We start from the raw sequence: 10,485 nt of genomic DNA on the forward strand, positions 1-10,485 counted from the left end.
TTTGCAGAATCGTTCACCGATTTATTTTAATATTTCGGAAGATTTGGAACGGTCTGGCTTGCATCTCCTGAGAGTGGCAAGTTTCTACAAACGTATTGACTAGCGCTGTTTACTGTTGCTGCTCCTTGCGGTGCCGGCGCATTAACACGCTCTTTCCAAATCTGCCAGATCATAAATCCGTCATACGAACGCCCCTTGTTCTTGATGTAGTTCACCATAGTTTCAACATTGTAATACTTCGTTGCCATGTTGTTTTGGCCTGTCAACATTTCTGCGTCGTATACAGTACCCGGCTCTGCATTCAGTTTTAACACAGCACCGCCTGCACCTTCAGGTGCGATTTCCATACCCATGTTGATAGGACCGTTGTAGATGGCACGATATGACTCGTAGCCTTCGCGTGGATCGTAGTATTCGCCACCATCATAAGACATCAAGTTAATATGGTCGATTTTGTCTCCATGATCCTTTACAACACGGTACATAACACCACCGAAGGGTGAACCCCATTGAACTTTACCCTCTTCAAACGGTGATCCTTTTACATAGTATGCACCTGTTGACCATCCTGCAACAGATATGCCAAGATTAGCGCCACGGGAATGAATCTCATTATAGAGGCTGGTGATGATACCTATGATTTCGGAATCTGTTGAGCAACCAAATGTGTCGGCTGTCTGTTTATTACAACTTGCTCCTTCTGCTTCCCAATCAACATCAATTCCGGAAGCACCCAAATCAAGTGCAAGGTCTACCACGCGGGTTGCGTTGAAATTGGACCATGAACTACCCTGGCTGTATGCCCAACCTCCAATTGAAACCCAAACTTGAGTTCCACGAGCTTTCAAAGCTGCTATGTTATTGCGGAGCTCTTGTGCCTGCTGGTCTGTAAATTTCTTTTGTCCGTTGTTGGTTGTTGCACCTTCAGCAAACTCAAATCCTGTAACTGCTTGGTCGAACTCATAGGAACCTTTTTGATACGCCGTGTTCGGCTTGGCAAAGGCAAGGTTAACGTGGGTGAAGTAGTTCGGTATATTTGCTGGTGCAAGATCATTGATACTCGTATTCCAGGTACTCGTATAACCTACATACATACGCTCACCTGTTCCCGGTGTTTGTGTTGGCTTAGGTGTCGTTGAAGGCGTCGGTCCAGGTGTAGTTGTCGGAGTCGGAGCTGCAGTTACCAACTCCCAAACTTCTGCAACACCAGGTTCTTCCCCCTGTGTCCACCATTTGGCTTTATATACTTTGCTGTTATAGGAAACCATATCTCCACCTAAATAAACCTTGCCTCTATCCCATGCAGGATATGAGCTATTGATTGGTGTTGGTGTTGGTGTAAGGGATGGTGTAGGTGTAGCTGTTGGTGTAGCTGTTGGCGTTGGTGTAGCTGTTGGTGTTGGTGCAGCTGTTGGTGTTGGTGTAGCTGTTGGTGTACTACTTCCTTTCAAATCCGACCACAGCTTGTTTAGCAGGCTTCCCTGGTAATCCTGGTTGTACTGCCAGAACATAGCTCCACCAAGACCCTGCGACTTGATATATGCAGTCTTATATCCAATAGATTCTTCGTCCTCATAGGTCAGGAACTGGCCCTGATTTGTCAAATAGCAGGCTTTTGCCTGAGCATCCCACTGGCGAACCCAACCGTTTTTATTAATATAATTTTGAACCAGTTCTGAATAAGTAGGCCAGCTACTTCCGGTACGGCCGTAGAACGGAACTCCTAAATTGATTTTACTTGCAGGAACTCCGTTTGAAATATGAATTTTTACAGCCGAGTCGCAGCTTAGCCCTGAATCGTAGCTTGAAGATGCGTACAGGTTGGCATTATGCGTATTAGCACCAAAGTCATAGGTCATAATATTGATATAATCGCATATGCCGGCAATTTTACCCAATTCAGTATTATTAGCATATTCCTGGCTGGCACCTGATGCGATGGAAAGAATTTTTTCCGAACCGATCTTGTTACGGATTGCCTGCAGTAAAAGAGTAAAGTTCTGTTTATCCTCCGGACGGCACTTAATCATACCCCATCCGCCGTTTACCGGGTACTCCCAGTCAAGGTCAATTCCATCCAGCCTGTTGTCGTTAATTACCTTAAGACAGCTTTCTGCAAAGGTATTACGGGAAGCATCACTTAAGGCAGCATCGGAAAAGCCTTCGCCGCCCCATCCTCCAACGGATAGGATGACCTTCAGATTGGGATTACTTGATTTTAATGCCACCAGTGAAGATAAATCGCCTGTGTTACTGACAGAAACCTGTCCGTTGACGATGGAACCGAAAGCATAGTTGACATGAGTAAGCTTTGTTGCATCCACATTGCTGGGATAACCATAGACATAGCCGATCACCATTTTACCGTCTGAAGGGTCAGGTGTTTGTGTTGGCTTAGGTGTCGTTGTAGGCGTCGGTCCAGGTGTAGTTGTCGGAGTTGGAGCTGCAGTTACCAACTCCCAAACTTCTGCAACACCAGGTTCTTCCCCCTGTGTCCACCATTTGGCTTTATATACTTTGCCGTTGTAGGAAACCATATTTCCGCCAACATAGATCTTGCTTCTATCCCATGCAGGATATGAGCTATCGGTTGGTGTAGGTGTAGCAGTTGGTGTTATAGTTGGCGTAGATGTCGGCGTAGTTGTCGGCGTAGTTGTCGGCGTACCGCCTCCCTTTGCAAGTTTGTCTGCTAACAAGGTCGTCATAGGGAAGCCATTGGGGTCATCACCTGATATTTCCCAAACAATCATTCCCCCAAAACCGTTGTTTAAAACATAATTACACCGTTCAGTAAGGGATTCCTCATCCTCATATGTATACATAATACCTTCTGATGCATTATACAGATAGGGTACCTTTGCAATAGGATCTCTGTATTTTATGTAACCAGGTGTCTGCTCAAGTTGTTTCATTTTGAAGTAGGAATTTTGACCTCCCGGAGATTGCGGGTTATCCCAGTTACCTATCGGCGCTCCGTTAGCATTGGCAAATAACCCCGGAAGACTGCCGCCGTTGTTTACTACATTCTTCCAGCCTCTGGAATAGAAGGGAGTACCCACGTTGAGCTTGCTTGCAGGTATATTATAGGTATCTCTGTACAGCTTCATTGCAGAATCGGTATTGTATCTGTTTTTAATATCTATAGGGCTTGTGTCCGATGGATCATTCGGATTCGGATATATTGCAGCCTGATGGTTTGTTGTAGTTTCCCATGCCCCATGAATATCATAGGTCATAACATTCAGAAAATCCAGGTATTGGGCATAAACATCCGGTTCCTGATATTGTGCCTTATCATATCCTGCCGGCGCTGCGATTGTCAGCATCTTGTCGGACAATCCATTATTTTTGTACGCCTCGCGGATTTCACGGAGTAATGCTGTAAAATTCTGCTTATCCTCCGGTCCTCCCGGGCACCCTTTGTCATACTGGTCATTAGTATCCGGTTTTCTGTCAATACCAGGAAATTCCCAGTCAAGGTCTATTCCATCGATAAAGGGATATTGCTTTAAAAAGTCCACAACACTTTTTATAAACACCGCACGGGTGGAAGAAGAACCAGCCATTGCGTGGAAATTATTTCCTCTTGTCCATCCTCCTACCGATATAAGTACCTTTACATTAGGATATTTGGATTTATAATACTTGTATTCACCCATGTGGCCTCTGAGCTGATTCGTATCCCAGCCTTCAGAATGCGTAAAAGATTTATCGAAATCCGCAAACTTATCCGTAGATGCCAGCTTGAAGCTCGAATCCACTTCAAAAAACGCATGGTTGACCACTGTTACCTTGTCCCAGGGAATTTGCCCTACGGTGATGCTGCTATGAGCCGCATTATAAGTACCCCAATTCGGGAAATATACTACAATATTCTTGCTTGTTGTTGCTGTTCTTGCCGCCGCTGCTACCGGTGCTGCCGGTGCAATTGCCATTTGTGACATAACAAGTACAAAGACAATGAGAAAAGCAAGCAGCTTTCTTACTTTTACATGCTTCAAAACATATCGACTCCCCTCACAAATTGATAAAGATTTTTTCTCTGAATTCTTCCAATAATAAATTTTCAGCACCTCCTGAATGTTATTTGTTAACTATTCTTCCATGCAGTAATCAGCTTTCTTATACAGTTGATGTCCATCGACTCCTTCCACGGATTAACAGAAAATTTTCCGCGATTTTTAATAAATCTTTAACACCTCCTAAATGCTATTTGTTAATTTTTCGTCAGACGATGAGAGCATTTCAACTTCATGCTGCTGTCTATTTGCTTCTGGAAGGTATTAAAAATACGGCATATGCATTAAATGCCGTATTTTTAAGCTGATTGGTAAGCCAAAATTTAGGCAATTTGCATATAATGACATTATATATCCATTTTATGCCCATTTTTCAGATGCTCCGTACTATCTATATACGCGGACATAATCTACATACATCTTTGCAGGAAATGTGGTGGCTCCATTAGGGCTTCCGGGCCAATTTCCGCCTACGGCAAGGTTAAACAGCAGGAAGAAAGGCTTCTGGAATTCCTCAGTATTGCCCGTGCCGTTTTTAATCAGTATTTCATTATACTTTATTCCGTCCACAAACCACCTGATATATTCTGAATCCCATTCAATGCTGTATACATGGTATTGTGAAAAATCAATATATCCTGACATATTTCCATAAGATGCGTGTCCATAACTGTCCCAATGTACCGTTGCATTTGCAAACGTATCAAAATTTACACGCTCCATGATATCGATTTCTCCGCAGTTAGGCCAACCAACGGAATCTATATTTGAACCCAGCATCCAGAATGCAGGCCAAATTCCCTGGGTTTCACCTGACGGCAGCTTTATTCTTGCTTCGATTTTTCCATATGTGAACTGGCGCAAGTCTTTTGTCTTTATACGTGCAGAAGTGTAGCTCATGCCGCCATAGGACTCTTTCCGGGCTGTTATTACCAGGTTTCCGTCTGTTACCTGAACGTTCTGTGAGCGGTCTGTGTAATATTGAAGCTCATTATTTCCCCATCCGTTGCCGTTTGTACCTATATCATATACCCAGTTTGAACTATCCAGTGAATTACCGTTAAATTCGTCGCTCCATACAAGATTGCCGCTCCCTGCAGTATTTAAAATTTTAACTGATGACATCTGGTCATTAACATCTGTGCCAACCCAGGAAGAACTTGAAGTATAGGTCCATTTTGTTCCACCGAAATTGTCATTCTGATATACTTCTACAGTCCAGCCGTCAGGAACCTTGAGAGAGGACATCCAGTCATTCGGGATTCCTTTTGCGTTCAACTGGGACAGTGTATAATTACCTACTCCAAGTGTTATTGCTGTTCCACCATAGTTTATATCTGCATAGAATGTCACTCCGTTTGTTGCTGGTGGTGTCGTTGGTGGTGGTGTGCTTCCGCTGCCACCTTTCTCCCATAAAGCAGGAACATTGGATGGTTCCCAGCCTACGAGGGAAGTATGTGCCTGAAGACAGGTATAAGTACTTCCACTATATGTTACCGTATCATTTACTGCATATGCAGTATTGGGAGCCCATGCTCCTCTGGCGGCTGCACTTACCTGGATTGTAGTATAAATACCACACAATAATGTAAACACCATTACCAGTGCCAGAATTTTGCCAAATGATTTCTTCCTTAAAGTATGCATTTAGATAACCTCCTTACTATATCCCCGTACTTGTTAAAAGTTATTACCAGCCAATGTTGATAATGGCGCCTCTAGGACTGATACCGTGAATAGTAGAACTCTGGTCGTTCACATCGTCATAGCAGAAGCCATATGCTTTGGCGTTCAAACTGTGTGCATGAAAGAATTTGGAGAAATAGTCAGCAGGCCCAGTCTGATAGTAAGTAGAAGGATTATTCAAGTTAGCAGCATTCCCCATAACATGACGATGGAAAGCAGCGCAAATCTGTGCTTGAAGCACCTTTTCAATTTCATTTCCGGTTGCCAGTGCGCCTGCACCTCCCCATACCTCTTCACTGGTAGGTTTATTCACACGGTAAATCGCAGCATCACCAGGCCTTGTAAAATTCATTTGTGTCCCGGATACTCTGCCGGTAAATGTGCCTTGAGGAACAGCTAACACAAAGTCACTGGTGGAATATTGGGACCAGATGCTGTTAATGTAACTGTTAAAGTAAGTACCGTTGGCCTGGCCGGTTCTGAAACCACCATGGATAGGAGCAACAATGCGGTATGGCGCTTGTACAGTAGCCAGACTCTTGAATTCAGCAGGCACTTCATTTTGGAATGCACTGAAAATGGATGCTCTGGATTCGGTGATTCCAACCTTTGCAAAGGAAGAATAATTGGTGCTGCTGCCGGTAAACAATTCGATAGTATACGGCACACCGAACATATCCACCTGGGTGGTATTAATCCAAACTTCACCGTTGACCACAGCAAACTCCGCCCAGTCAAAATACTTATTATAGCTTGAATCTGATGGGTTCTCAATATTTGGGTAAGCAATACCTACAGTACCATCCGCTGCCGTATTAAACGGAATATTCAGGGGTGAACCCATTGAAATATACAGTCTTCCGGAACTCACATAAGTCGGAATCTGGAATCCGTTGAAAGAACTCAATGAATAGAAGTAAGGGGATGCATTCTGTCCGGAAACACATGGAGTCATGGTTCCATCGGGTGAAATGGCGCAAAATTGGCCGTTTCTGTTCTTGCCAATGATATTAACATAAATCTGGCTGCTGCTGTAAGCTCCATTGGTATTGTTATTGAATTGAATGGTCATCTGTTTACCGGAGTTCAGCGGGATCAAAGAGGTACTGCTTGATGTATTAATTGTATAAGCAGCTGATGCTACTGCTGAATTAGTCATTCCTGATTTTATAGCAATAGCTTTTATTGTCTTAGTACCAGTAACAGATATTGCTCCTGTATACTGGGCAGAGGATGCTGTAGGTATTGAACCATCGGTAGTATACCTGATAGTAGCACCTGAAGTAGTACAGGATAAAGTTACTGAAACTGAAGATGTATATGTTCCTTCTGCAGGACTGAAGATAGGTGTTGCAACAGTCTGTGCTGGTGTTCCGCTGATAATCTTAACTGATGACATCTGGTCATTTACATCTGTACCAACCCAGGAAGAACTTGAAGTATAGGTCCATTTTGTTCCTCCAAAATTATCATTCTCATATACTTCAACAGTCCAGCCGTCAGGAACCTTGAGAGAAGACATCCAGTCATTCGGAATTCCTTTTTCATTCAGCTGAGATAGTGTATAATTACCTACCCCAAGCGTTATTGCTGTTCCACCATAGTTTATATCTGCATAGAATGTCACTCCGTTTGTTGTTGGTGGTGTTGGCGTTGGTGTTGGTGTAGTTCCGCTGCCGCCTTGCTCCCATAAAGCAGGAACATTGGATGGTTCCCAGCCTACGAGGGAAGTATGTGCCTGACGACAGGTATAAGTACTCCCGCTATATGTTACCGTATCACTTACTGCATATGCAGTATTGGGAGCCCATGCCCCTCTGTCGGCTGCGCTTACCGGTATCGCCGTGAACAGGTTGCATAATAAAACAAGCATTACTATTAATGTCAGTGATTTTGTTAAAGATTTTTTCTTTAAAGCATTCATGGTATATCCCCCTTATCATATTTGCTTAAAAGTTCTTTAAAAATTGAATAATTTTTTAGTTCACTAATCTAATTTCCACAATGCAGGAACATTGGATGGTTCCCAACCTACGAGGGAAGTATGTGCCTGCAAGCACCTATAGTTGCTTCCGTTGTAAGACACTATTGTTCCCACGCTATATGCCGTATTCGGAGCCCAAGCAGGATAATCGCTGCTGCTGATAGTGTAAGTAGCAGTTGTAACAGCTGAATTGTTCATGCCTGATAACATAGCAATTGCCTTTATTGTTTTAGTACTCGTGACAGATATTACACCTGTATATTGTGCAGAGGATGAAGTAGGTGTGGAACCATCGGTAGTATATCTTATGGCAGCACCAGCCGTAGCACATGAAATGGTTACGTTCTGTGCTGACGAATATACTCCCTCTGCAGGGCTGAAGGTGGGTGCTGCCACCTGTGAGGTACTATTTATGGTATAAGCAGCACTTGCTGTAGCTGAGTCATTCATACCTGACTTGAAAGCCTTAGCCTTTATTGTAGTAGTGCTTGATACGCGGATAGGAGCTGTGTACTGGGTAGAAGCAGCTGTAGGCTCGCTTCCATCGGTAGTATATCTTATGGCAGCACCATTTGTAGCACAGGCTATACTAACTGTCTGTGCCGAGGCATATGTACCACCTGCAGGACTGAAGGTCGGTGCTGCCACTATTTCTATCGGCTGGCTGCCTGTCAGCGGTGCAGGATCATTGAAATATGCCTGAGTTCTTGTTATCCACCAATAGCTATCTGTAGGAGGTGATCCGACACCATCGGTACTGTTCCCCACTCCGGCACCAAAGAGAACGGAAATAATTCCCGCGTCCGCAGCTTCCTTAGCATGGGAACCCCATGTGATGTTATTGCCTGATACTGTGAGCTTTGAGTCATTACCTTTATTTGTAGCAAAGTAATCAAACCTCGGACCTGATGCGGTGAAGGTGTCACCAAGGAAAAAGTCAGGTGCAGAATCCTCATAATTCTGGTTTGTATTTTTTAAATCCGGGAATGTGCCATCATTGTAGGGATTTGCACTCAAACTTGAATTAATATGTCCTACGGGAATCTGCCATAGTATAACAGGAAGTTGAGATTCCTGGTGTAATGTCTTGTTAAACAGAAGATAGTTGTTCCAGTGGTCAAGGTTCCAAAACCAAGTGGACTTGGAAGGGTCGGAAGGTGAACTGATACCTGCATCCAGGCCATATTTATCAATTGAGACAAAGTCTGCACCGTAGCTTGTAACACCTGCATTCATGTAATACTTGCATATTTCCTTTGCCTCAGATGCAATAGCCTTACGACCGTTATCAATCCCCATGGTATCTGTGAGTCTCATTATTCCTGTTGAAGGTACACCGACTGTTATTCCGGGAGATGCCCAAAGATTGAACTGCCATCCAAAATATGCATTTGGTGCATATTTATTTATGATATAGTTTGTTGCTTTTACCAGGCCCTCGAGAGTATCAGGGAATACAGGATCAGAAGAACTTAGAACTCCCGCCTGGTATGCAGCACTTGTCCTAGCCATTAATTCATTAGGCTGTTTGCCGGAGTTTTGCATCATATAACCTAAGAAATCAGGTTCCATAACAAGACCGACAATTTCATCTCCGCCTTCATGATTTATTATATCAAGGGCAAATTTCAAATCTGAGAAATAGGATTGCATATAGGAAGCGCTTTCTATGTGCTGCTTATCAAGGTCGTAGCTTTCACTGCCGTCTGGGATGTTATAATACACAAAGAAAGGTATCATTCCCAGTTTTTTACTTTCACGTATGAAAGTAGTAGCACGTCCGCCTTCGACATCACTCCAGGTTTTCCAGCCATTTACCGGTCCTCCGTTCAGGTATATGTAGCGCATATCCATCCGTTTGTTTGTAAGTCCGGAACCATAATCCTTCCAAAAATCCAGGTCTGCTGGTGAATCTTCACTTACAGAGCCCATGGAAAGATAATCGGGAAGCCCGGGGAGTTTTCCATCAGCGGTCTTTACACGTATTCCTACATAGCGTACTTTATTGCTTGTAGCTTCCTTAATCTTGAGGGATGCGCGTCCTGCTTTCAGGCCGTTTATCCTTAAAGTGGACCCATTAATTATTTGGCAGCTTGCTACCGTGCTATTGTTTGTTGACAGAGTAAAGCTCGGATTGTTAACTCCTGTCACGCTTAAAGTGTAATCGGAGGTTCCTTGGGGGACTGTCAGCTGTAAAGCCTCTGCTGCTGCGTCAACTCCGCTGATTTTTATTCCGCTTACGACAACACCTCCGCCTCCATTTACATTGACGGAAATCGTAGCACTGGATGTAGTACCAAATGAATTTATGAGATCACACTTATATGTGTATGTACCTGCAGGCATATTACTGAATGTTTTGGAAGCAGTTTGTGGATTTGGTGAACCGTCAGTTAAAGCACCGGTATATACCAAATTGTCATTCTCATAGAGCTTCCAGGACTTTCCGTTATTACCCCACCACATGTTCATGGTTATGGTGTAATTGCCGTCATTATCATTATTATCATGGGCTAAGATAGGAGTTCCCGGTGTGCCTGAAGCTGCTGCATTTACACTTGAGATATTTAAGTTCATACAAAAAAAGAAAGTTAATATAATACTGAGTACTAAGAATAATGCCTTAAAATGCTTGGGTTTTCTTTTTGATATGTACATAGTTTGAACCTCCTTAATTTAATTAATGGCTGGGTTATAAACACAGCCATATGTCATTTTGGGATTTAGAGATTAAAGTTTTGTCCGCTGGCAGCTGAAGACACAGAAGCTCCCATAGGAAACATGGTAAATAATATA

General features: G+C 43.4%; 4 protein-coding genes. All 4 read right to left on the reverse strand.

Features of this window, described 5'->3' with window-relative positions; translation table 11 throughout:
* Positions 1 to 26 precede the first annotated feature (26 nt).
* Complete coding sequence (locus BUB77_RS30545) at positions 27 to 4,001, reverse strand: glycosyl hydrolase family 18 protein (protein ID WP_242962564.1); 3,975 nt, start codon at positions 3,999 to 4,001, stop codon at positions 27 to 29.
* A 405-nt stretch (positions 4,002 to 4,406) separates the two neighbouring features.
* A complete protein-coding gene (locus tag BUB77_RS30550; protein WP_084124573.1) occupies positions 4,407 to 5,666 on the reverse strand; it encodes a family 16 glycosylhydrolase in 1,260 nt (419 codons plus the stop codon).
* A 43-nt stretch (positions 5,667 to 5,709) separates the two neighbouring features.
* On the reverse strand, positions 5,710 to 7,629 hold the full coding sequence (locus BUB77_RS29250; RefSeq protein ID WP_084124575.1) for a beta-1,3-glucanase family protein: 1,920 nt from the start codon (positions 7,627 to 7,629) through the stop codon (positions 5,710 to 5,712).
* A 63-nt stretch (positions 7,630 to 7,692) separates the two neighbouring features.
* Positions 7,693 to 10,347, reverse strand: a complete 2,655-nt coding sequence (locus BUB77_RS21740; RefSeq protein ID WP_073279109.1) for a chitobiase/beta-hexosaminidase C-terminal domain-containing protein — start codon at positions 10,345 to 10,347, stop codon at positions 7,693 to 7,695.
* Between the last annotated feature and the right edge of the window lie 138 nt (positions 10,348 to 10,485).

The sequence above is a fragment of the Anaerocolumna jejuensis DSM 15929 genome, from assembly GCF_900142215.1.
GTDB lineage: Bacteria > Bacillota > Clostridia > Lachnospirales > Lachnospiraceae > Anaerocolumna > Anaerocolumna jejuensis.